We start from the raw sequence: 21,263 nt of genomic DNA on the forward strand, positions 1-21,263 counted from the left end.
TCTCAGCCCCTCGCCGTATACCGAAGCGCGCGCGCCTGCAGATAATTGGTCACCGCCAGCATCACGAAGGCGGTGATAAGCAACACGGAGGCGATGGCCGCTGCCGCCTGATAATCATATTCCTCGAGCCGGATGAAGATCAGCAGGGCGGTGATTTCCGTCGAGAACGGCTGATTGCCGGCGATGAAGATGATTGCCCCGAATTCACCCAGGCTGCGGGCGAAAGAGAGCGAGAGACCGGCGAGCAGAGCCGGAGTCAGGAGCGGCAGGATGATCTTGCGGAAAATTTCAAGATCGGAACCACCGAGCGACTGCGCCGCTTCTTCCAGCGCCGGATCGAGGTCTTCCAGCACCGGCTGCACGGTGCGCACGATGAAGGGCAGGCTGGTAAAAGCCATCGCAACCATGATGCCAAGCGGCGTATAGGCCACCTTGATGCCGAATTGCGCCAGCACCGAGCCGAACCAGCCATTGCCGGCAAACAGCGTCGTCAGGGCGATGCCGGCGACGGCGGTGGGAAGCGCGAAGGGAAGATCGACGATCGCATCGACAAAACGCCAGCCGGGAAAGCGGTAGCGCGTCAACACCCAGGCGAGCGCAAGTCCGAAGATCACATTGAACAGGGTTGCGGCCAGTGCGCAGAGCACGGTGACACGGTAACTGGCGACGGCCCGCGGCGAGGAAATGATGGACCAATACTCGGCGGGCCCGAGGCTTGCCGCCTTGAACACAAGCGCCGAGAGCGGCAAAAGCACAATGATGGCGACGTAAGTGAGGGTAACGCCAAGGGACAATTTCAGCCCCGGCAGAACATTCCGCTTCAAACCCCGCCCCCATCAATCAAAAAGCGACCCGGCAGTTTCCCGCCGGGTCATTCAAATGTTGCTGTCACTGTGATTAGCGGCTGCCGTAGAGCGTATCAAGCGTCGCGCCGGATGCAAAATGCTCTTTCTGGATTTTAGTCCAGCCACCGAAAACGTCATTGACGTTGATGAGGCGGATGGCCGGAAACTTGTCCTTGAACTCACCGACAACCTTTTCATTATGGACACGGTGGCCGAATTCAGCGGCGATGCGCTGCCCCTCTTCGGTATAGAGGAAGTCGAGATAGCTTTTTGCCAGATCGCGAGAGCCACGCTTGTCGACGACCTTGTCCACCACGGCAACCGGGAATTCGGCCAGCAGACTGACGGAGGGCACGACGCCTTCCACCTTCTGGGCGCCATATTGTTTGGCGATGCCGCGGGTCTCCGCTTCAAAGGTAATCAAGACGTCACCGATTTCACGCTCCACGAAAGTGGTGGTTGCAGCGCGGCCTCCGGTGTCGAAAACAGGCGTATTGTCGAAGATTTTCTTGACGAATTCCTGGACCTTCGCGTCGTCGCCCTTGAACTTTTCCTTAGCGTAGGCTGTGGCGGCGAGATAGGTGTAACGCGCGTTACCGGAGGTCTTCGGATTGGGGAAAACGACCTTCACGTCGTCGCGGACAAGATCGTCCCAGTCTTTGATACCCTTGGGGTTGCCAGCGCGGACAAGGAAGGAGGGGAAGGAATAGAAGGGCGATGCGTCATTCGGGAAATCCTTCTGCCAGTCAGCGGAAACGAAACCCTGCTTCACCAGAAAATCGACATCGGTCACCTGGTTGAAAGTGACGACATCGGCTTCAAGACCCTCGACGATGGCACGCGCCTGTTTGGAGGTGCCGGCATGCGACTGATCGACGGTTACGCCCGGATGCTGCTTGATGAAAGCCTCGTTCTCGGCCGCGAAGACCTCGCGGGCGACATCATAGGACGCGTTGAGAATGGTAGTCGGAGACTGCGCCTGCGCCGCAACTGAAAAAAGAGCGGCGATGGCAGTTCCGATAATGAGAAGACGTTTCATGAATACCCCCGGCAATTCGAATGGTGCTCAACATAGCGGGCGGCAGCAACGCCCGCGAGAAACAACTATGCCTTGCCGGGGGATGGATTGGAAATTTCGCCCAAATAATATTCACTTGGAAGGCGAGGATTTCATATAAGCCACGAACCCGGATTTCTTTTGCGCCTCACTAAAGGCGATGATCGGGAAACAGGTTGCCGGAATGCTTGGCGAGATAGGGCGCAAGGTCCTCCTCCCGCACCTGTTCCAGCCGCGCCGGCGACCAGCGAGGATTGCGATCCTTGTCTACGAGGGCGGCGCGCACGCCCTCATAAAAATCACGTTGGCGCAATATCTCCGTGCCGGCAGCAAATTCCCGCTCAAGGCATTCGATGAGGCTCGCGCTTTCCCGACCCAGGCGCAGCAGCTTCAGGGTCAGCTTCAGGCTGGTGGGGGAGCGCTTTTGCAGAACCTCGAGGGTCTCGCGTGAAAATGCATCTTGGCGCACCGAAAGCGCGGCAAAAATCTCCTCGACCGTGTCAAAACGGAATGTCGCGTCGATGATCTCCCGATTGAGGGATAAGATACCTTCGCCGGCCTCAATGGCGTGCGCCGTGATGGCCGTCTCAACACTGTCCGTATCCGCCGCTCGCGATAGATCCTGAACCAGCCTGCCAAGGCGATCCGAAGGAACAAGATAATCGGCAAAGCCCGCATAGATGGCGTCGGCGGCAGTAACGGCATTGCCCGTCAGCCCCAGCCAGGTGCCGCATTCGCCCGGCGCCCGTGGCAAAAGCCAGGACCCGCCAACGTCAGGAAAATAGCCGATGCCCGTCTCCGGCATGGCGAGTTTTGTACGCTCCGTGACGATACGATGGCTGCCATGGGCTGAAATGCCAACGCCGCCGCCCATGACAATGCCATCCATCAGCGCCACATAGGGCTTGCCGAAGTGGGAGATACGATAATTCAGCGGAAATTCTTCCCGCCAGAAATCAAGTACCTGTGGGTCCCCCGCCTTGCCGAGATCGTGAATGATGCGGACATCGCCCCCGGCGCAAAGCCCCCTGTCCCCTTCTCCCGTCAACACCACGCAGGCAACGCCGGGTTCCTCCTCGAAACGCTGAAGCGCATGGAACAGGTCGCGCACCATCGGCAAGGTCAGGCTGTTGATGGCCTTCGGCCGGTTGAGGCGAATGATGCCCGCCCCTCCCTGTTTTTCGACGATGACCTGCGCATCCGTTTCCATTCTCCGCTCCAAGACCGCCTCCTCCGCTGCCCGTTCGTTCGGCCATCTTGGCGGCCTTGGCGCAATCACGCAACGTTGATCTTGCATGGCAGGAACGTCTTTCGCTCAAACCGCTTTAACCGGCAGAAAATGCCAGAAATCGGTTTTCGCAATGCAGCATGTTTGCTTGACGCCCGGAAAATCATGGCATGTAATGGCCTCTGGAAATGCCGGCATTGATTCCTGTCGAGCGTGTGCCGGACCAAAGCGGAATGTCGCCTTCTCATAGGCGCTGTAAACAGCAACGGGAGACGAGCATGCAGGTTTCGGAACACGAATGGATCAGTAAACGCGCATATACACTCTGGGAAAAGGAAGGCCACCCGCACGGGCGCGATGCGCACCATTGGGAACAGGCCAAACATGAATTTTCGCTGCTGAAGACGTCGGAAGCGACGAAGCCCGCAACGCGCAAGAAGGTAGCTCCCAAGGCTGTCGCGGATGTTGCAACACCGGATGCGGAAACGCCGGCAAAACCCAAGAGCCGCTCCCGCAAGGCTCCCGCCGAAAAATAGGACCGCAACGACACATCGAACAAAGCCCCAAATGAAAAAGCCCGACAAAATCTCGCCGGGCTTTGTCTTTTAGCGCGATGCGCAACCTGGGCTACCGATGATGCACCCCTGCAGAGGGGCATCCGGAGCAGGTGTAGGCGGGCGCGGCGGCTGGCCATCCAACTGACCGCGTTGACCGTTATACTGGTTCTGCTGGCCGCCACGATCGCGATTAGCGTCGCGATCACGATTGCGGTCGCGATTTTCATCTTCCCAACGGCGGCGGTCATCGTCGCGACGCGGCCTGTCCTGATTTCTGTCGCCCTGGTTCCAGTCGCCGTAGCGACGTTCCCAACGACCATCATTCGGACCGCCCTGGCGGGGATCACGCCACTCATCGCGGCGGCCATCACGCCAGTCGTCCCGGCGGCCATCGCGCCAGTCGTCACGCGGACGTGGGCGATCCCATCCGGCACTCGGGGGCGGGGCGTTCCAGTAGCCGCCTGATGGCGGCGGGCGACGCCACCGGTCACGTTCGCGGTAAAAGTCGCGATCGCGATAATAACGGTCCCAATACCGGCCGGCTTCGAAGGTGATTATGGGAACGCCGAGATCGCGATAATAACGGGGCTCGACGTAGACCCGGTTTTGCCGGAATGTCGTCTGGATATAGCGGCCGGCTACCCAGCCTCGACCGTTGACGAAAGACACATCACACCACGGGGTATCGGACAGGCAGCCGTGTACCGTCAATGGTGCGCCGACGGGGATCACGACAACAGCCGGATAGGCTGTGCTGGGACCGGAGCGCATATTCACATTCGCGGTGGCGAATCCCCGCGTCGCAGCTTCGGCAAGGGCCGGCGCGGCGAGCATGGCCACCAGCGCAATTGCGCCAAACAGTTTTTTCTTCACTTCTTTCTCCTCAAGCAAAGGCCCGCTTTGCCCTTGTCGGCATCCATCCTGTTCGATGGACGAGTATGCGTTCCGCATACTGCCACGATCGGAAAATACGCGTTCTTCCATGAACGCAGCATGAAACAAATGAGGGGCCGCATCAGTTCCCCTGCGGCAATGAGCGCCCGATAAATCGCTGCCGGAGAAAGTCTCCGGTCTTGACTTCGGGGGGCAATCGTCCGACTTCAATGCAACAGCAATATGGAGCAGAGCCATGAGCGAGACCGCACAGACGACCGTCGACCAGAGCGAAGTGGATCGCTTCTCCGCGATGGCCGCAGAGTGGTGGAGCCCGACCGGCAAGTTCCGCCCGCTGCACAAATTTAATCCGGTGCGTCTCGAATATATCCGCAACCGCATCTGCGACAATTTCGGCCGGGACCCGAAGGCGCACCGCCCATTGGAAGGGCTGCGTGTTCTCGACATCGGCTGCGGCGGCGGTCTTCTCTCCGAACCCGTCGCCCGCATGGGCGCCGATGTGGTAGGCGCGGATCCCTCGGAAAAGAACATCGGCATCGCCTCCACCCACGCCCGTGAAAGCGGGGTGAGCGTCGACTATCGCGCGGTGACGGCCGAACAGCTGCAGGAAGCCGGCGAAACCTTCGACGTCATCCTCAACATGGAGGTGGTCGAACACGTGGCCAATGTCGATCTCTTCGTCACCACCTGCGCGAAAATGGTACGCCCCGGCGGCCTGATGTTCGCGGCCACCATCAACCGCACGCTGAAAGCCCGGGCATTGGCGATCTTTGCCGCCGAAAATGTTTTGCGCTGGCTGCCGCGCGGCACACATCAATATGAAAAGCTGGTCCGCCCGGAAGAGCTTGAGCGGCCGCTTATTGCAAGCGGAATGGATATCATCCACCGGACAGGCGTCTTCTACAACGTGCTGCAGGATCGCTGGAACCTCTCGCCGGATATGGACGTCAACTACATGATGCTGGCAAAGCGCCCGGCGCAGGGGTAACGCCGGGCGCTCCGTAAGCGATGTCTCTGAAATTCAGTTGACGTCGTCGGGCAGCACCGGCAGCGGTGCGATCTCAATGCCCTCTTCCAGCAAGGCCCTGGCGTCCTGCACCGAGGCATTGCCGATGATGCCCCGCTCGTCCGCTTCGCCATAATGGATCTTGCGGGCTTCCTCGGGAAACCTGTCGCCGACATCCTCGGCAGTGGCGCGAATATTGGCGACGGCCTCGCGGATTTTTGCAAGCGCCTCTTTTCTGGCGGCATCCATGGCGAGCGTCTGGCGTTCGTCCTTCTTGCGGGCGGTGGAAACCGACGGCGCCATCAAAAGCTTGGAGACCTGCGCGGAATTGCAAACCGGGCAGGAGAGGAAACCGCGCTGCAACTGATCATCGAAATCGTCGCTACCGGCAAACCAGCCTTCGAACTCGTGGCCCTTTTCACAGGCTAACGCATACCGGATCACGCTGCCTCACCTCCCACAGGTTTGAGGGGAATGACCGTATCCAGCCCGAACTCCCGGGCATTGCGCAAATTGGGAATCTTTCCACGGGCGGTCGCCACCATCGATGTATCGATCTCGGCGAAGATGATCTCCTCGCCAGCGCCGCCGGCGACTGCCAGAACCTTACCCCAGGGATCGATGATGATGGAATGGCCGAATGTTTCACGCCCGTCCTCATGTACGCCCGCCTGAGCGGCGGCGATGACGAACGCGCCGTTTTCAATGGCGCGGGCGCGCAGCAGAATTTCCCAATGGGCTTCCCCGGTCTGGCGCGTGAAGGCAGCGGGAACCGTCAGGATCTCAGCGCCGGCAAGAGCTTCCGCCCGGAAAAGCTGCGGAAAACGGACGTCGTAGCAGATTGCGAAGCCGAATTTACCCAGCGGCAGTTCAACGATGCGCGCCACCTCGCCGGGCTCGTAAGCGGCGCTTTCGCGCCACCTCTCGCCATTGTCGAGATCGACATCGAACATGTGAATCTTGTCATAGCTGCAGATGCGCGAGCCGTCCGGCGCGAAGAGGAAGCCGCGATTGGCGATCTTGCCGTCCGGGCGGGCAATAGCCGTAGAGCCCACATGGACGTGAATACCGAGTTCGCGGGCAAGGCGTGCGGCGGTCGCGACGATGATATCGCCATCATCGTCGCGCAGCTGGGCCCGCAGCGCCTGCCTGTCCTTCTGGATTGCGCCCGTCATTTCCGGGGTCTGAACATAAACAGCCCCTTCGGCCGCGGCGGCGCGCACAAGCCGATCCATATCGGCGGCATTCCTCGCCGTATCGACACCGGAGCGCATCTGAATGGCGGCAGCCTTGAAACTCATGATTTCCTCCGTCGGTCGGGCAGATCAGGCCGCCAGCATCGCGTCCAGCTTGCCGGCGCGGTCCAGCGCATGAAGATCATCGCAGCCGCCCACGTGCTGGCCATTGATGAAGATTTGCGGGAAGGTCGTTCCGCCCGATTTCTCGATCATCTCCTGCCGGTATTCGGGCGTCGTCGTGGCGTTATATTCGGCATAATCCACGCCCTTGCTATCCAGCAGCGCCTTGGCGCGCGCGCAATAACCACAAAAATCCCGCGTATAGATTGTCACCGGTGCCATGTTTTCAAAGCCTCGCAAACGTGCGGTCAAGCGCACGGTTTCCTCATGTCATTACGGCTTCATATAGGACCGGAAATGGCCATTGCAAAGGTCAAAACTGTCACTTCCGCAGCACCCGCTTTTCGGAGGGCCCGGCTTGCCGCACGCACTGTCGCGCCGGTGGTGTACACGTCATCCACCAGCACCACGTGCTTGCCTGAAACATCCGCTTCCCGACCAGGCGCGAGAGCAAAAGCGCCCCGCATATTGTCACGCCTGGCGATTGCCGAGAGCCCAACCTGCCGCTCCGTCGATTTCACCCGCAGCAGGGTGCCGGCGAGCAAAGGCTTGTCAGCCGCCCGGGCCAGATGCCGCGCAAGCTCGGCGGACTGGTTGAAACGGCGGCGCAGGAAGCGGTAGCGATGCAGAGGAACGGGCACGATGCAATCGCAGGCGCTGACCGCTCCGTCGTCTGCTCGCAGCATCCACAACGCCATCAACCGCGCAAGCTCTGTCCGGTCCTGATATTTCAGACGGTGCACCAGCTTGCGGGCGACGCCCTGATGGCTGGCGGCGGCACGCAGACGGTCAAAGGGCGGCGGGTCGGCAATGGCCTCGGCGCTGACAATGTTTTCGCCATGGTCGCGGACAAAGGGAATGCCGAGAATTTCGCAATAAGGACGCTCGATAAAAACAATGTCCCGCCAGCACTCCGGGCACAACGCCCCTTCTGCGCCGATCATGCGGGTGCAGCCGGCACAGGTCGGCGGGTAAATCATGCGGAAGACCGAACGCAACACGTCTCGTGCGACCCGCGGTACGACCGCGGATTTCGATAGCATCCCCGAAAACAGACCTTCACCAGCACCCATGAGGTTGACTTTAGCGCCGAACGGGTGCCTTTGCGAGACAGATCATTCCGGCTGATGCCGGAAAAGCAATGCCTGAAACGGCATGACACAGAATGCGGCCCCGCCGTACCGATGGCGCCAGAGGCCGAGCAGGCAAGACGATGGACATTCTTTTTGACCAGGCCGTGATTGAACAAAACCGTCGCCGGGCGTGGAACCGGCGCGACGACAAAGCCCTTTTTCTTCTCGACATGGCGGCTGAAGAACTGGCAGACAGGCTTGCCATTGTCGAACGCCAGTTCGAGACTGCCATCGAGCTGCATGGCGGCACCGGCGTTGCCGCCCGGCGGCTGGCACAGACGGGAAAGGTGAATTCCATTCGCCGCATAGAGACGGAAAGCCGTTTCACCACGGATGAAAATATTCCGGAGGCGGCATCCATGGAGCATCTGCCGCTGGAAGAGGCCTCCGCCAATCTCATCGTTTCACCGCTTGCCCTGCATTTGACCAACGACACGCCCGGCGCGCTGATCCAGATCCGGCGGGCATTAAAGCCGGACGGCCTGTTTCTCGGCGCGATTCCCGGCAGCGGGACGCTGCAGGAACTGCGCGACGTGTTGTTGACGGCAGAGGCGGAACTGACCGGCGGGGCAAGCCCGCGCGTCATTCCCTTCGCCGACGTGCGCGATGTCGGCGCGCTTCTGCAACGCGCCGGTTTTGCGCTTCCCGTCACCGACGCGGAAACCTACACGGTACGTTACGATTCGATTTTCCCGCTGATGCGCGACCTGCGTGCGATGGGCATGGCCAATCCGCTGGCAGGCCGTAGCAGACGACCGCTCAACCGTGCCTTTTTCATGCGGGCGGCAGAGCTTTATGCTGAACGTTATGCCGATCCGGATGGGCGCATAAGGGCGACATTCTCCGTCATCTATGTCTCGGGCTGGGCGCCGCATGAGAGCCAGCAGAAACCGCTGAAGCCCGGCTCCGCCAAAGTGCGCCTGGCGGACGCCCTGAAGACCAGGGAAGTCAAGCTATCCTGAACGCAAGAATGACCGCTTCAGACACTGGCGAAGGTATCGGCGATGAACTGAAACAGGGCATTGATGTTGCTGCTGATGGCGCTCGCGCCGCCGACAAGGGCGACGGAAATCACGGCCACTATCAGGCCATACTCAACGGCGCTGGCGCCGTCTTCATTCCTGCAGAAATCGATAAATGAACGCAGCACAGAATATGCCCAATCCGCCAGCCGGCAATATGACCTATTGAAGTCGGCTTATTCTAGACGGGCTATGTGAGAGATCGGTTACCGACAATGGTAAACGATCAGCAACCGCTCTCATTGCTGTAGCCCGTCACCACGCAGGGCATTTCCGGCATCGGCTGTGTTATGCTACGGCGGATGGAGTATGTCTTGCCCACATCTGTCTTCTTGATGGAGCCGGTGCTGATCATGTCGTAATTGTCGGGAAACTGCGCCACACGCGTGGAAGACTTTCCGGCGAGCATGGGTGTGATGATCAACGACAGGGCGATGACGGCCGTGCCGAAAAGCAATGCGACGTTCAGAACGCCGGTGCGACTGGATTTATCGGAATAAGAGTGACGACCTTCCACCGTCTTCCAGAAATCCTCGTTCATGACCAACCTCGTAACGCGCAGTTTACCGCTTCTTTAGCTTAACAATCTGCCAGAGGGTGCTGAACGATCTCTTAACACAGACCCGTTTTGGCACGGCAAAGCGCTGGCAACGGGGCATTTTCACGAAGCTGTGACGGGATCATAAGCGAGGGACGCCGGCGATTGCCTGTTCTAAAGCAGATCCTGCAGGAAGGGGATCAGCGGCTCATCGGCCGGCGGCATGGGATAATCGCGCAACGCCTGCGGTTTTACCCATTTCAGCGCCTGTCCTTCCCGGCCATGCGCAATGCCCTCGTAACGACGGCACACGTAAAGCGGCATCAGAAGGTGGAATGTTTCATAAGTGTGGCTGGCAAATGTCAAAGGCGCAAGGCAGGCGATCTTGGTTTTGATACCCAGCTCCTCGTCCAGTTCGCGCACGAGAGTTTCCTCGGGCGTCTCGCCCTGCTCCACCTTGCCGCCCGGAAACTCCCACAGGCCCGCGAGCGACTTGCCCTCCGGACGTTGCGCCAGAAGAATGCGGCCATCCTGATCGAGAAGGGCGCAGGCGGCGACCAGCAGGATTTTTTTGCCGGCCTCGCTCATTCTCCTGAACCCTTGCGCCAATAGCGATAGCGATAGGCCTCGGAGAAGCCGAATTTCTCATAAAGTGCGATTGCCGGCGCATTGGCGGCTTCAACCTGCAGCCACGCGCTTTTTGCGCCGCTGATCCTGGCCCAGCGCAGTGCGGATGACAGGATTTGCGTACCGAGGCCCTTCTTACGCTGCGACTTTTCGACATCGAGGGAAAGGATGCCGGCAAGATCGCTGTCCTGCACGCAGATGACGGTTGCGAGCGGATTGCCTTCCACTTCCTCATTGATGAAGAGACCGAGCGTCGGCTTGATGGAACTGACGATTTCAGCAATTGCCGGGCGCAGCGCCGGATCGCCATCGCTCACCTTGATGCTCGCCTCTACAAAACGGCCGATATCGTGGCTCGGAAGGCTGACCAGCGTTTCCGGCAACTCCATGTCGGAAAGATCGGCCGTCATGACCACAACCTCTTCGAACATCGACCAGCCGTCATTGACCAGAAATTCCACAAGCTGCGGCGGCATCAGCGTCGTTTCGCGCACCACCAGCGGCCGGCCGAAATCATCGAAACGCTTACGCGCCTTTTCCAGCCGCACCGCGCTGTTTCCGTAATCGGACGGATCGAGCGGCACTACGCAGTTGATACGCTTGGAGGGATGCGAACCCGTGAGACGAATTTGCCAGCTGCCGTCATAAATAACCGACGAGGCTGGCCACGCCCGGAAGCTGACGGCTTCCAGACGGCGAACCAGCGGCAGATTGACGGCCTTGTTGTCCTGCATTCTCTTCGGCTCCAACGGTCAGCTCCGGTAGTCGCCGTTGATCGCAACATATTCTTTCGTCAGGTCACAGGTCCAGACGGTAGCCGTTCCCTGACCGAGGCCGATATCGACCTTTACCGTGATGTCTTCCAGTTTCATGACGGCACTGGTTTCCGCTTCGGAATAGTTCGGGTCGCGTTCGCCGTTGACGGCCACGCGCACGCCGCCGAACCAGATGGCAAGACGGTCGCGGTCCGCCATTTCGCCTGATTTGCCGACGGCCATGACGACACGGCCCCAATTGGCGTCCTCACCGGCAACTGCGGTCTTCACCAGCGGTGAATTGGCGATGGAAAGGGCGATCTTCTTGGCGGCGGCGTCGTTTTCCGCTCCTGTCACGGTAACTTCCACCATCTTGCGCGCGCCTTCGCCATCACGAACGACCTGCAAGGCAAGGTCCTTCAGAAGATCGTTCAGCGCGGCGCGGAAGCCGGAAAGGCGCTCATCATCGGCGTTCGTCACTTTCACCTGGCCGTCTTCGGCCGCAGCGCCCGTGGCGAACAGCATCAACGTGTCGGAGGTGGAGGTATCGCTGTCGACCGTTACGGAATTGAAGGTCGGGCCAACGCCGGCCGACAACAGGGCCTGCAACGCGGCAGGCTCAATATCCGCATCCGTCACAACGAAGGAAAGCATCGTCGCCATATCGGGCGCTATCATGCCGGCGCCCTTGGCGATACCGTTGATCGTCACGATCACGCCGCCGATCTCGGCGGTGCGGCTGGCGACCTTCGGATAGGTGTCGGTCGTCATGATCGCCTTGGCGGCTTCCTGCCAGAAATCGGCTTCTGCCCGAACATTCATGTCACCCAGGACACCGGCGAATTTCGAGGCATCCAGCGGTTCCCCAATCACGCCCGTCGATGCCAGAAAGACCTCTCCTTCGGAGCAGCCGACGGCAGCTGCGGCGGATTTCGCCGTCAGCTCGGTCGCGGCCTTGCCCTTGAGGCCGGTAAAGGCGTTGGCATTGCCGGAATTGACCACCACGGCGCGCGCCGCGCCGCCGCCGAGATTGGCGCGGCAGAAATCAACCGGGGCGGAAGGGCATTTCGACTTGGTGAAGACGCCCGCAACGCTTGCAGGCTTGTCGAACACCATCAAGAGAACGTCAGTGCGGTTCTTGTACTTGATGCCGGCAGCGGCCGTCGCCATGCGAACGCCGCGGAGCGCAGGCATGTCAGGATAGGATTTCGGAGCGAGCGGAGAAACGGCAACGGACATGGGAAGCGCCTGAAATTCTGGAATGGATGTCTGGAGATGGCCTGAGATAAAACGGGGCGGCCGTTAAGCCGCCCCGTAATCCGAAATTTTACTGCTGCGGCTGTGCCTGCTGTTCCTTCGTGGCTTCGTCATAGCCCTTCTTCAGCGTCTCATCCATGATTTCGATCTTCTGGTCAGCCTTGGCCTTCTCGATGAGGGCAACGTACTTGTCGCGCATGACAAGCTGACGAACCTGCGGCTCGACCTGCTCGAAAGCCGGCGGCGGCGCAATGCGCTTGTCTTCCAGCTTGATGACGTGGAAGCCGAACTGGGTCTTCACAGGCGTTTTGGTGTAGGCGCCCTTTTCGAGGCCGAAGGCGGCTTCTTCGAATTCCGGAACCATGCGGCCCTTGCCGAACCAACCGAGATCGCCACCGTCATCCTTGTTGGAGTCGGTGGATTTTTCCTTGGCGAGGGCTGCGAAATCCTTGCCCGAATCAAGCTGCTTAATGATGTCCTTGGCTTCGTCCTCGCTGGCCACGAGGATGTGAGCTGCCTTGATCTCTTCTTCCTGCGGCAGGGCTGCGACTTCCTTGTCGTAGCGGGCCTTTACTTCGTCATTGGTGACGGCGTCGACCACGTGCTTGCGGAAATACGCGTTATGCAGCTCACGGTCCTGGATGAATTCCATGCGCTTCTTGAAATCTTCAGTCTTTTCCAGACCTTCGGCGCTGGCGTTCTTGACGAGAAGTTTCACGTCGATCGCGCCGGAAAGGGCTGCGACCTTCTTCTGCTCGTCGGGAAGCTGCGCAAGTTGCGGATCGAGGTTGCTCATGGCGAGGTCGAGTTCGGACTGGTGGATTTCCAGATCGCCGACCTTGGCGACGACCTTGTCTTCCTGTGCGAAAGCCGGAAGCTGGAGGCCGAGCGTGGCCACAATCACCGCAGCCGCAATTTTATTATAGCGCAACATTTTGAACCTTTCGGGGACAATGCCGGCTCCAGACATGGTTTCCGGCTCTGAAAAAACTTCCAAACACCGGAATGTGGCCATTCTGTAACGGGCAGAACCGTTGACATCATTTGCCCCCCCTCTTATCTGTCACGCAACCTCGCGTCCAGATACGTTGAAGGGCGAAGTCCGTCATTTGTGCTGAAAACAGCGTGACGGAGCAAAGCGCCCGGCAAAACGGAATTTCAGAAAGGGCCAGTAAGATGGTCAGTCTCGGCGGAATAGCCCGCAAGTTGTTCGGTTCGGCAAATGATCGCCGCGTCCGCTCTTATAAAAGCAAGATCGCAGCCATCAATGCGCTGGAAGAAGCCACCAAGGCGCTCTCCGACGAAGCGCTGGCGGCCAAGACCGCCGAGTTCCGCCAGCAGCTGGCAGACGGCAAGACACTCGACGACCTGCTGATCCCGGCCTTTGCCGTGGCCCGAGAAGCATCGCGACGCGTTCTCGGCATGCGTCCCTTCGACGTGCAGCTGACAGGCGGCATGATCCTGCACGGGGGCGCCATCGCCGAGATGAAAACGGGTGAAGGCAAGACGCTGGTGGCCACTCTTGCGGTGTACCTCAACGCGCTCGCCGGCAAGGGCGTGCACGTCGTCACCGTCAACGACTACCTCGCACAGCGCGACGCCGCCACGATGAGCCGGCTCTATCGCTTCCTCGGACTCACCACCGGCGTCATCGTTCATGGCCTTGACGACGACCAGCGCCGCGAGGCCTATGCCTGCGACATCACCTACGCGACGAATAACGAGCTCGGCTTCGATTACCTGCGCGACAACATGAAATATGACCGCGCCCAGATGGTTCAGCGCGGCCACAACTACGCGATCGTCGACGAAGTCGACTCGATCCTGGTCGATGAGGCGCGCACGCCGCTCATCATTTCCGGGCCGCTGGACGACCGTTCTGATCTCTACAATACCATCGACGCCTTCATTCCGCTCTTGACGCCGGAAGATTACGAAATCGATGAGAAGCAGCGCTCGGCCAACTTCTCCGAAGAAGGCACCGAGAAGCTCGAAAACCTGCTGCGGCAGGCGGGGCTGCTCAAGGGCGAATCGCTTTACGACGTCGAGAACGTTGCGATCGTCCACCACATCAACAATGCGCTGAAGGCCCACAAGCTCTTCACCCGCGACAAGGACTACATCGTCCGCAATGACGAAATCGTCATCATCGATGAATTTACCGGTCGCATGATGCCGGGCCGTCGTTATTCCGAAGGTCAGCACCAGGCTCTCGAAGCCAAGGAAAAGGTGCAGATCCAGCCGGAAAACCAGACGCTGTCCTCCGTCACCTTCCAGAATTATTTCCGCATGTATGAAAAGCTGGCCGGCATGACGGGTACGGCAGCGACGGAAGCGGAAGAATTCGGCAACATCTACGGCCTCGATGTCATCGAGGTGCCGACAAACCTGCCGATCCAGCGTATCGACGAAGACGACGAGGTTTATCGCACCGGCGAAGAGAAATTCCAGGCGATCATTACCGAGATCAAGGCAGCGCATGAGCGCGGCCAGCCGGTTCTAGTGGGCACGACGTCGATTGAAAAATCCGAGCTTCTGGCACATCTCCTGCGCCAGTCCGGTTTCTCCGACTTCCAGGTCCTGAACGCCCGTTACCACGAGCAGGAAGCTTATATCGTCTCGCAGGCCGGTGTGCCGGGCGCCGTCACCATCGCCACCAACATGGCGGGCCGCGGTACCGACATCCAGCTTGGCGGCAATGTCGAGATGCGCCTGGAGCGCGAGCTGGAAGGCATGGAGCCGGGTCCGGAGCGCGATGCGAAGGAACAGGCGATTCGCGCCGAAATCAAGGTGCTCAAGGAAAAGGCGCTCGCCGCCGGCGGCCTCTACGTCATCGCCACCGAACGCCATGAAAGCCGTCGTATCGACAACCAGCTGCGTGGCCGTTCCGGCCGCCAGGGCGACCCGGGCCGCTCGAAATTCTACCTGTCGCTTCAGGATGACCTGATGCGCATCTTCGGCTCCGAGCGCATGGACTCGATGCTGCAGAAGCTGGGCCTCAAGGAAGGCGAGGCCATCGTCCATCCGTGGATCAACAAGGCGCTGGAACGCGCCCAGAAGAAGGTTGAAGCCCGCAACTTCGAGACCCGCAAGAACCTTCTGAAATATGACGACGTGCTGAATGATCAGCGCAAGGTGATCTTCGATCAGCGCCTTGAATTGATGGAAGCCGATAATATCGGCGAAACCGCAGCCGATATGCGTCACGAAGTCATCGAAATGCTCGTCACCAAGCATATTCCCGAAAGTGCCTATGCCGAACAGTGGGATATTGCAGGCCTGAAGGCCGGCATCGCCCAGTTCCTCAACCTCGACCTGCCGGTGGAAGAGTGGGCCAAGGAAGAAGGCATCGCCGAAGACGATATTCTCCAGCGCGTCACCGAGGCGGCCGACAAATACGCCGCCGAGCGTGCGGAACGTTTCGGCCCCGAGATCATGACCTATGTCGAACGCTCGGTTATCCTTCAGACGATCGACCATCTGTGGCGCGAGCATATCGTCAACCTCGATCATCTCCGCTCTGTCGTCGGTTTCCGCGGTTATGCCCAGCGCGACCCGCTGCAGGAGTACAAAGCGGAAGCCTTCGAACTCTTCCAGGCACTGCTTGCCAATCTGCGCGAAGCCGTGACCGCCCAGCTGATGCGTGTGGAACTGGTTCAGCAGGAGCCGCAACAGCCGGAACTGCCGGAAATGACTGCCCATCACCTTGACCCGAACACGGGCGAGGATGAAATGACTCAAGGCTTGCAGGCGGCGCCTGCCGCCTTCGTGCCGGCCGAGGAGCGCGATCCGAACAACCCCGCCACCTGGGGCCGTATCGGCCGCAATGAAATGTGCCCCTGCGGCTCCGGCAAGAAATACAAGCACTGCCACGGCGTTTACGAACAGGCCTGAACGCCGCGCATATCCGATGAAGACCATCGCCCGTAACCCAGGTTGCGGGCGATGGTCTTTACGCAATTCATTGTTGTTGACGGGCAGGATCGGTTTCCAATATGGGAGCTGGATCGTCCTCCGGAAAATGCTGCCATGGCCCCTCGCGATCTTGCCGCCTATGTTTTTCTCGCACTCGCATGGGGCACGTCCTTCCTCCTGCTTCTACAGGTTGTGGATGCATTCGGCTGGATCGGCGCAGTGACGTTGCGGTCACTGGTGACCGCCACCACTCTTTTCCTGATTGCGAGAACTGCGCGACGCAAACTGGCGTTTTCGGCAAGCTGGCAAGCCTTTGCCATTGTGGGCGCAACCACCGTTGCTGGCCAGTTGATCGGCCTTTCTTATGGCACACCGCTTGTCGGGACCGCCATGGCCGCAATATTGGTCGCGACCATCCCCCTTTTTTCCATGCTCATCTCGCAGGTCTGGGGGCTGGAGCGGCTGACGAGGCAAGGTGTCGTGGGGCTGGTATTGGGCTTTGGCGGCATTGTGCTGCTCGTGGGTTTTCCCGCCGTACCCGTCACGACCGGCTTTGTCATCGGCTGCATCGCCTGTGTCGCCGCCTGCATCTGCGCGGCCTTCGGCAGCAATTATGCCAGCCGGTATCTCAAAGGCGTGGGTTCATGGGAAATTACCATCGGCTCATTCATGACCGGTGGCATCATGACGCTGCCACTGCTGCTGGCAGTTCCGATTCCCCGCATTCCCTCGCCGATCGACTATCTATACCTGCTCATCCAGGCCATCGTCATGAGTGGCCTCACCTACATAACCTATTTCCGCCTCGTCTCCGTGATCGGCGCGACAAAGGCCATCAGTGTGGAGTTTGCAGTCACCGTTGTGGCGGTGCTTATCGGCGCCCTCGTGCTGGATGAGCCGCTGTCGCTGCCTCAGCTCTTCGGCGCGGGCATCATTATCCTCGGCTGTGCGCTGGTGCTCGATCTGCTACCCAAAAAGAAGGCTCCGCCCACACCGGCCGGCGCATGAAGGGTTTGTTAGCGTTTTCCACCAATAGTCGTGTCGGCTACCGCAGATCACGCGTGATCGCATGTGTGACGCGAGGAGAAAAATGCAACCGAGCAGTTCAGATTATGAACATTACTGGGACCCGTTGCGAGCGCTTCTGATGCTACTCGGCATTCCCTATCATGCCTCACTGCTCTATAGCTACGCCCTGCCCTGGGACATCAAGGATTTTGAGACCAGCACGCTCCTGACCGCGCTTGGTGCCGGGCTCGTCACCTTCCGAATGCCGGCGTTTTTTCTGGTCGCCGGGTATTTTTCCACCATGGTCATCGGCAAAAAAGGCAAAATGCCTTGGCTCAGACAACGTTTCCTCCGCCTCGGCGTGCCCTTCGTCGTGACGCTCGTTCTGCTCGGGCCGCTGCAGCTTTTACTGTTGCGACTGGCCGGTATCGCCAAAGGCGAGATTTCAGCCGAAGGACTGATTGAGAGCCTGCCGGGTTTGCTGCGCCCGAATGAACAATGGATCATGCATCTGTGGTTCCTGCCCGCTCTCATCGCTTATTCCGTGGTGCTTGCCGCTTTTTTGTATCTTCTGAAACGTCCGCCTTTTGCGCGCGCAGTAGACAGGCTCGACAGCCTGCGGCGGCGACATGCCGGGGTGTTTTTCGCCGCACTCTGCATCTTGCCCATTTTATGGGAGTTGGCGATATACGGTTCCAGCCTGATTGCGGCAGAAACCGAAAGCAGCCTGCTTTCTCTCTATGAGCGCGCTTCCGACCCCTATGGGCGCTATGTGCCCTTCTTCCTTGTCGGAGCCCTGCTCCACCGCGACCGGACCCTCTTTCACCGCTTTCGCCAGACCGGTATTCTCACGGCAATCGTAGCGACGGCCGCCATTGCGGCGGCAGTGACACTCAGGCTGCAAAGCCCGTTTTCGAATTCAGCCCTGCTCGTGCTGGTGTCGGCAATTGCCGCAGTAACGGTGAGCCGCCTGCTGATCGACCTCGCCTGCCGGTATTTCGACCGGCCAAGCCGGTTTGCCAGACGGATGACGGATGCGTCCTTCACTATCTATCTGTTTCACCACCCGCTGATTTACGCTCTGGGTACACTTTTTATTCTCATCTCGCTGCCGCCACTCGTTGAATTCACCATCATCGTCGCAGCCACGACCATCACGGCTTACTCTCTGCATCAGGCGATACGCCGCAGCCCGTTGGCTCAGTTTCTCTTCAACGGCATCCGCAAGCCGCGGGAAGCGAGTGACATCAGGACAGGCGCAGCCGCCTCCCAAACGCTTCGTTAAGGATGAAGGGCTTACAATCGGCCTGCCCATTCAACTGGAAATAATGGCGTGTGGATCATGGCTATCCTCAGTACGGCGGAAAAAGCCTTACCCGCAGGCCTGCGCGCGAAGATTTCGACGCTGGGCGATAAAATCGCCCTCATTGTCTCCGCGAGGGACGAGGTTGCCCGGGCACAGCGCATGGCGCTCGTCACCTTCGCGGTGCGCATCGTCAGCGCCGGCATCGCCTTCATATCGCAGATCATCCTTGCCCGCCTGATGGGCGAGTTCGAATATGGCCTCTTCGCCTTCGTGTGGGTTCTGGTAATCCTGTTCGGCAATCTTTCCTGTCTCGGCTTCCACACCACCGTCATCCGCTTCCTGCCCGGCTACCGTCTGGAAGATGCCCATGACAAGATCATGGGGCTAACCTCGACGGCCCGCGTGTTCGCCATGCTGTCTGCCAGCACGCTGGCGCTTTGCGGTTTCATCTTTCTCTATTTCTTTGGCGAGCGTATCGCCGCCTATTATCTCATTCCTGTCTCGCTGGCGCTTTTCACCCTGCCGATGGTTGCTCTGGGCGATGTTTTGAACGGCACGGCGCGCGCCAATGGTTGGGCCATCTCCGCCCTTAGCCCCACCTATATCGTACGTCCCGTACTGATCCTCCTGTTCATGCTGGTGGCCATTGCCCTGGGAGCCGAAAAAACTGCAACGACGGCCATGCTGACGGCACTTTTCGCAACTTATGTCACCACCATTTTCCACTTCGTCTTCCTGAACCGGCGGCTCAACCGACATTTCCGCAGCGTCACCCGAAGGGTTCATTTTCGTCACTGGATCAGGTTTGCCTTTCCGGTCTTTCTTATCGACGGCATCGGTTTTCTGATGACCAATTCCGATGTGGTGATCGTCGGCCTTTATCTGCCGCCGGATCAGGTCGGCATCTATTTCGCCGCGGCGAAAACCATCGTGTTGATGCAGTTCGTGTTTTTCTCCGTCCAGGCGGCGGCCGCACCACGTCTCGCGGCGCTGATTTCGGCCAATGACAGGCCGGGGCTTGCGAGCTTCGCCAGCCAGGCCGCACGTTGGGCCTTCTGGCCTTCTCTCGCCGTTGGCAGCGTGGTGCTTCTGGCCGGGCCATTCCTGCTGTCGCTGTTCGGTCCTGGCTTCGTAGAGGGTTACGAGCTGATGTTCTTCCTGTTTGCGGGGTTCCTGGCAAAAGCGCTCATCGGCCCCGGAGAGACGCTGCTGAATATGGCCGGCAAACAAAAATTGTGCGTGATGCTTTATATTATCATCTTCGGTTGCAACATTGCACTCAACATGGCGCTCATTCCGGTCTATGGTCTGACAGGCGCCGCGGCAGCGGTGGCGATAGCCATGTCCATAGAGGCTGTGCTATTGCATGTTGCCATACGCCGCACACTCGGGATCGTCCTTTTTGCCTTCAACGACCCCCGGGCGATTCAAAACACTGGTAAGGCGGTGTAACGATAAGCATGTCCAGCGATCCAAAGAATCCGGATTTTCAGGACCCGCGCATCGCGGCGCTCATGGCGTCTGCGGAGCGTGATCGCCCGGTGGCGGACAGCAGCCGGCGTGTGGGCCGGGAAGGCCGTGAATTCTGCATATATCCGGGGCAGCTCGGTTACGACATGCAGGAGGAACTCGACTTTCTCTCCAACCGCGTCATGGAGGCAAACGTCTTTTTCACCGGCCGGCTTCTTGCTCCGGCCATGCCGCGTATCGACGACAAGACCGTGCGCTTCGCCCTCATTCGCGATGAGAACGGCGCCCGAAGCCGCATGCGGTTTCTGATGCCTTTTACCGTTGAAAAGCCGGGTTTTTCCATCGGCCCTTCCATTATTCGCGTCTGGGCCAATCCTTTCGGGCCGCTCGGGACGCCGCTGGTGGATACCGAAGGGGCGGCCGAGACCCTCGATAACCTTTTCGACGCCCTTTCCGACCGGGACATGCGGCTGCCGAATGTTCTGGTTCTGCCGGATGTGCGGCTAGAGGGGCCTTTTGCCCGCATGTTCCGAGCCATCGCGCTCAGCCGCAACCTGCCGGTGACGACGACGGGTCATTATCACCGGCCGATGCTGGAAAGCCTGCTTGATGGCCAGGCTTATCTGCAAAAAGCCCTTGCCCCGCATCATTTGCGGGAAATGCGCCGGCAGTGGCGACAGCTCGAGAGGTTGGGCGCGTTATCCTACACTGTCGCCCGCCGGCCGAAGGATATACGCTACCGCATGGAGGAGTTTCTGGCACTGGAGGCAAGCGGCTGGAAGGGCCGCAAACGTACCGCGCTGGTCAACGACCGGTATCGCGCGGCCTTCGCCCGCGAGGCGATCACCAACCTGGCCGAAGCGGATGCCGTGCGTATCCACACCATCGATCTCAACGGAAGCGCCATTGCCTCCATGATCGTCTTCATCACCGCTGGCGAGGCCTATACGTGGAAGACCGCCTTCGACGAGAATTACGCGCAATTCTCGCCCGGCAAGCTGCTGGTACAGAAACTGACCGACTGGCATCTGGACGACGCCAATATTCTCCGCAGTGACAGCTGCGCCGTGCCCGATCATCCTGTCATGAGCCGCTTCTGGCAGGAACGGCAGGAAATGGGCACGCTTGTCGTGGGGCTCACCCAGAACAGTGACAGGGACGTTCGACAGGTTTCCACGCAGGTGGACATGTATCGCAACACCCGTAACCTCGCCCGCAGCCTGCGGCAGAAAATCCTGTCCTTCGGTCGCAAGGGCAACTGAGGCCGGAGGACGCCAACGGCATCCT

Annotated in this window: 22 protein-coding genes; 8 read left to right on the forward strand and 14 right to left on the reverse strand. The window is 59.6% G+C overall.

What is annotated here, in order from left to right:
• Nucleotides 1-2: 2 nt before the first annotated feature.
• The 3 genes from cysT to QE453_RS02305 form a co-directional block, all read right to left on the reverse strand.
• A complete protein-coding gene (gene cysT, locus QE453_RS02295; RefSeq protein WP_003585655.1) occupies nt 3-824 on the reverse strand; it encodes a sulfate ABC transporter permease subunit CysT in 822 nt (273 codons plus the stop codon).
• Nucleotides 825-897: 73 nt separating this feature from the next.
• Complete coding sequence (gene cysP / locus QE453_RS02300; RefSeq protein WP_072493172.1) at nt 898-1,884, reverse strand: thiosulfate ABC transporter substrate-binding protein CysP; 987 nt, start codon at nt 1,882-1,884, stop codon at nt 898-900.
• Nucleotides 1,885-2,053: 169 nt separating this feature from the next.
• A complete protein-coding gene (locus tag QE453_RS02305) occupies nt 2,054-3,112 on the reverse strand; it encodes an enoyl-CoA hydratase/isomerase family protein (RefSeq protein ID WP_404977880.1) in 1,059 nt (352 codons plus the stop codon).
• 296 nt (nt 3,113-3,408) lie between these two features.
• Between QE453_RS02305 and QE453_RS02310 the strand changes: the two genes are divergently transcribed.
• Nucleotides 3,409-3,666: a DUF2934 domain-containing protein gene (locus QE453_RS02310; protein WP_309776297.1), complete on the forward strand. Its 258-nt coding sequence runs from the start codon at nt 3,409-3,411 to the stop codon at nt 3,664-3,666.
• Between the two features lie 69 nt (nt 3,667-3,735).
• Here the strand turns inward: QE453_RS02310 and QE453_RS02315 are convergent, their stop codons facing one another.
• Nucleotides 3,736-4,560: an SH3 domain-containing protein gene (locus QE453_RS02315; protein WP_309776298.1), complete on the reverse strand. Its 825-nt coding sequence runs from the start codon at nt 4,558-4,560 to the stop codon at nt 3,736-3,738.
• A gap of 256 nt (nt 4,561-4,816) precedes the next feature.
• On the opposite strand from QE453_RS02315, the gene ubiG reads away from it, so the two are divergent.
• Complete coding sequence (gene ubiG / locus QE453_RS02320) at nt 4,817-5,569, forward strand: bifunctional 2-polyprenyl-6-hydroxyphenol methylase/3-demethylubiquinol 3-O-methyltransferase UbiG (RefSeq protein WP_309776299.1); 753 nt, start codon at nt 4,817-4,819, stop codon at nt 5,567-5,569.
• 33 nt (nt 5,570-5,602) lie between these two features.
• On the opposite strand, the gene QE453_RS02325 is transcribed toward ubiG, so the two are convergent.
• Genes QE453_RS02325 through QE453_RS02340 form a run of 4 tightly spaced genes read right to left on the reverse strand, consistent with a single transcriptional unit; the run spans nt 5,603 to nt 8,018 of the window.
• Nucleotides 5,603-6,031: a DUF1178 family protein gene (locus QE453_RS02325; RefSeq protein WP_003585644.1), complete on the reverse strand. Its 429-nt coding sequence runs from the start codon at nt 6,029-6,031 to the stop codon at nt 5,603-5,605.
• Complete coding sequence (locus tag QE453_RS02330; RefSeq protein ID WP_309776300.1) at nt 6,028-6,888, reverse strand: carbon-nitrogen hydrolase family protein; 861 nt, start codon at nt 6,886-6,888, stop codon at nt 6,028-6,030. The genes QE453_RS02325 and QE453_RS02330 overlap by 4 nt, the downstream gene beginning before the upstream one ends.
• Nucleotides 6,889-6,912: 24 nt before the next feature.
• Nucleotides 6,913-7,167: a glutaredoxin 3 gene (gene grxC / locus QE453_RS02335; RefSeq protein WP_003585640.1), complete on the reverse strand. Its 255-nt coding sequence runs from the start codon at nt 7,165-7,167 to the stop codon at nt 6,913-6,915.
• Nucleotides 7,168-7,226: 59 nt separating this feature from the next.
• Entirely contained in the window at nt 7,227-8,018 is a 792-nt protein-coding gene (locus QE453_RS02340) for a ComF family protein (RefSeq protein ID WP_035211661.1), read from the reverse strand.
• A 140-nt stretch (nt 8,019-8,158) separates the two neighbouring features.
• On the opposite strand from QE453_RS02340, the gene QE453_RS02345 reads away from it, so the two are divergent.
• The gene (locus tag QE453_RS02345; RefSeq protein WP_003585636.1) at nt 8,159-9,040 is read left to right on the forward strand and encodes a methyltransferase domain-containing protein; all 882 of its coding nucleotides are present in this window, start codon (nt 8,159-8,161) and stop codon (nt 9,038-9,040) included.
• Between the two features lie 17 nt (nt 9,041-9,057).
• Here QE453_RS02345 and QE453_RS02350 read toward each other — a convergent pair whose 3' ends face one another.
• The 6 genes from QE453_RS02350 to QE453_RS02375 all read right to left on the reverse strand — a co-directional run bounded on the left by QE453_RS02350 (nt 9,058) and on the right by QE453_RS02375 (nt 13,211).
• A complete protein-coding gene (locus QE453_RS02350) occupies nt 9,058-9,228 on the reverse strand; it encodes a Flp family type IVb pilin (RefSeq protein WP_077985725.1) in 171 nt (56 codons plus the stop codon).
• Between the two features lie 98 nt (nt 9,229-9,326).
• Nucleotides 9,327-9,641 carry a hypothetical protein gene (locus QE453_RS02355; protein WP_003585635.1) on the reverse strand — a complete coding sequence of 105 codons (315 nt, stop codon included), beginning with the start codon at nt 9,639-9,641 and terminating at the stop codon, nt 9,327-9,329.
• A gap of 171 nt (nt 9,642-9,812) precedes the next feature.
• Nucleotides 9,813-10,226 (reverse strand): 8-oxo-dGTP diphosphatase MutT, encoded by a 414-nt coding sequence (mutT, locus tag QE453_RS02360; RefSeq protein WP_003585633.1) that lies wholly within the window; start codon nt 10,224-10,226, stop codon nt 9,813-9,815.
• The gene (locus QE453_RS02365) at nt 10,223-10,999 is read right to left on the reverse strand and encodes a GNAT family N-acetyltransferase (RefSeq protein ID WP_309776301.1); all 777 of its coding nucleotides are present in this window, start codon (nt 10,997-10,999) and stop codon (nt 10,223-10,225) included. Before QE453_RS02365 ends, mutT begins: the two co-directional genes overlap by 4 nt.
• An 18-nt stretch (nt 11,000-11,017) precedes the next feature.
• Nucleotides 11,018-12,259, reverse strand: coding sequence for a bifunctional glutamate N-acetyltransferase/amino-acid acetyltransferase ArgJ (gene argJ, locus QE453_RS02370; protein WP_035211664.1), 1,242 nt, complete (start codon nt 12,257-12,259; stop codon nt 11,018-11,020).
• Between the two features lie 88 nt (nt 12,260-12,347).
• Nucleotides 12,348-13,211: a peptidylprolyl isomerase gene (locus QE453_RS02375; RefSeq protein ID WP_035211677.1), complete on the reverse strand. Its 864-nt coding sequence runs from the start codon at nt 13,209-13,211 to the stop codon at nt 12,348-12,350.
• A 242-nt stretch (nt 13,212-13,453) separates the two neighbouring features.
• On the opposite strand from QE453_RS02375, the gene secA reads away from it, so the two are divergent.
• The 5 genes from secA (at nt 13,454) to QE453_RS02400 (ending at nt 21,238) form a co-directional block, all read left to right on the forward strand.
• Nucleotides 13,454-16,171: a preprotein translocase subunit SecA gene (secA, locus tag QE453_RS02380; protein ID WP_309776302.1), complete on the forward strand. Its 2,718-nt coding sequence runs from the start codon at nt 13,454-13,456 to the stop codon at nt 16,169-16,171.
• 135 nt (nt 16,172-16,306) lie between these two features.
• Entirely contained in the window at nt 16,307-17,200 is an 894-nt protein-coding gene (locus QE453_RS02385; RefSeq protein ID WP_309776303.1) for a DMT family transporter, read from the forward strand.
• An 82-nt stretch (nt 17,201-17,282) separates the two neighbouring features.
• Nucleotides 17,283-18,485, forward strand: a complete 1,203-nt coding sequence (locus QE453_RS02390) for an acyltransferase family protein (RefSeq protein WP_309776304.1) — start codon at nt 17,283-17,285, stop codon at nt 18,483-18,485.
• A gap of 57 nt (nt 18,486-18,542) precedes the next feature.
• The gene (gene uppV, locus QE453_RS02395; protein WP_309776305.1) at nt 18,543-19,958 is read left to right on the forward strand and encodes a Wzx-type polysaccharide biosynthesis protein UppV; all 1,416 of its coding nucleotides are present in this window, start codon (nt 18,543-18,545) and stop codon (nt 19,956-19,958) included.
• An 8-nt stretch (nt 19,959-19,966) separates the two neighbouring features.
• Entirely contained in the window at nt 19,967-21,238 is a 1,272-nt protein-coding gene (locus QE453_RS02400; protein ID WP_309776306.1) for a GNAT family N-acetyltransferase, read from the forward strand.
• Nucleotides 21,239-21,263 lie beyond the last annotated feature (25 nt).

This window comes from Agrobacterium sp. SORGH_AS_0440, assembly GCF_031453135.1.
GTDB classification, from domain to species: Bacteria; Pseudomonadota; Alphaproteobacteria; order Rhizobiales; family Rhizobiaceae; genus Agrobacterium; species Agrobacterium pusense.

What these genes read in the sequence shown, in the direction of transcription:
- secA (WP_309776302.1), top strand. Translation starts at nt 13,454, where the DNA reads ATGGTCAGTCTCGGCGGAATAGCCCGCAAGTTGTTCGGTTCGGCAAAT.
- QE453_RS02390 (WP_309776304.1), top strand. Translation starts at nt 17,283, where the DNA reads ATGCAACCGAGCAGTTCAGATTATGAACATTACTGGGACCCGTTGCGA.
- argJ (WP_035211664.1), bottom strand. Translation starts at nt 12,259, where the DNA reads ATGTCCGTTGCCGTTTCTCCGCTCGCTCCGAAATCCTATCCTGACATG.
- uppV (WP_309776305.1), top strand. Translation starts at nt 18,543, where the DNA reads ATGGCTATCCTCAGTACGGCGGAAAAAGCCTTACCCGCAGGCCTGCGC.
- mutT (WP_003585633.1), bottom strand. Translation starts at nt 10,226, where the DNA reads ATGAGCGAGGCCGGCAAAAAAATCCTGCTGGTCGCCGCCTGCGCCCTT.
- QE453_RS02340 (WP_035211661.1), bottom strand. Translation starts at nt 8,018, where the DNA reads ATGGGTGCTGGTGAAGGTCTGTTTTCGGGGATGCTATCGAAATCCGCG.
- QE453_RS02375 (WP_035211677.1), bottom strand. Translation starts at nt 13,211, where the DNA reads ATGTTGCGCTATAATAAAATTGCGGCTGCGGTGATTGTGGCCACGCTC.
- QE453_RS02385 (WP_309776303.1), top strand. Translation starts at nt 16,307, where the DNA reads ATGGCCCCTCGCGATCTTGCCGCCTATGTTTTTCTCGCACTCGCATGG.
- grxC (WP_003585640.1), bottom strand. Translation starts at nt 7,167, where the DNA reads ATGGCACCGGTGACAATCTATACGCGGGATTTTTGTGGTTATTGCGCG.
- QE453_RS02305 (WP_404977880.1), bottom strand. Translation starts at nt 3,112, where the DNA reads ATGGAAACGGATGCGCAGGTCATCGTCGAAAAACAGGGAGGGGCGGGC.
- ubiG (WP_309776299.1), top strand. Translation starts at nt 4,817, where the DNA reads ATGAGCGAGACCGCACAGACGACCGTCGACCAGAGCGAAGTGGATCGC.
- QE453_RS02365 (WP_309776301.1), bottom strand. Translation starts at nt 10,999, where the DNA reads ATGCAGGACAACAAGGCCGTCAATCTGCCGCTGGTTCGCCGTCTGGAA.
- QE453_RS02310 (WP_309776297.1), top strand. Translation starts at nt 3,409, where the DNA reads ATGCAGGTTTCGGAACACGAATGGATCAGTAAACGCGCATATACACTC.
- QE453_RS02345 (WP_003585636.1), top strand. Translation starts at nt 8,159, where the DNA reads ATGGACATTCTTTTTGACCAGGCCGTGATTGAACAAAACCGTCGCCGG.
- QE453_RS02330 (WP_309776300.1), bottom strand. Translation starts at nt 6,888, where the DNA reads ATGAGTTTCAAGGCTGCCGCCATTCAGATGCGCTCCGGTGTCGATACG.
- QE453_RS02400 (WP_309776306.1), top strand. Translation starts at nt 19,967, where the DNA reads ATGTCCAGCGATCCAAAGAATCCGGATTTTCAGGACCCGCGCATCGCG.
- cysP (WP_072493172.1), bottom strand. Translation starts at nt 1,884, where the DNA reads ATGAAACGTCTTCTCATTATCGGAACTGCCATCGCCGCTCTTTTTTCA.
- QE453_RS02355 (WP_003585635.1), bottom strand. Translation starts at nt 9,641, where the DNA reads ATGAACGAGGATTTCTGGAAGACGGTGGAAGGTCGTCACTCTTATTCC.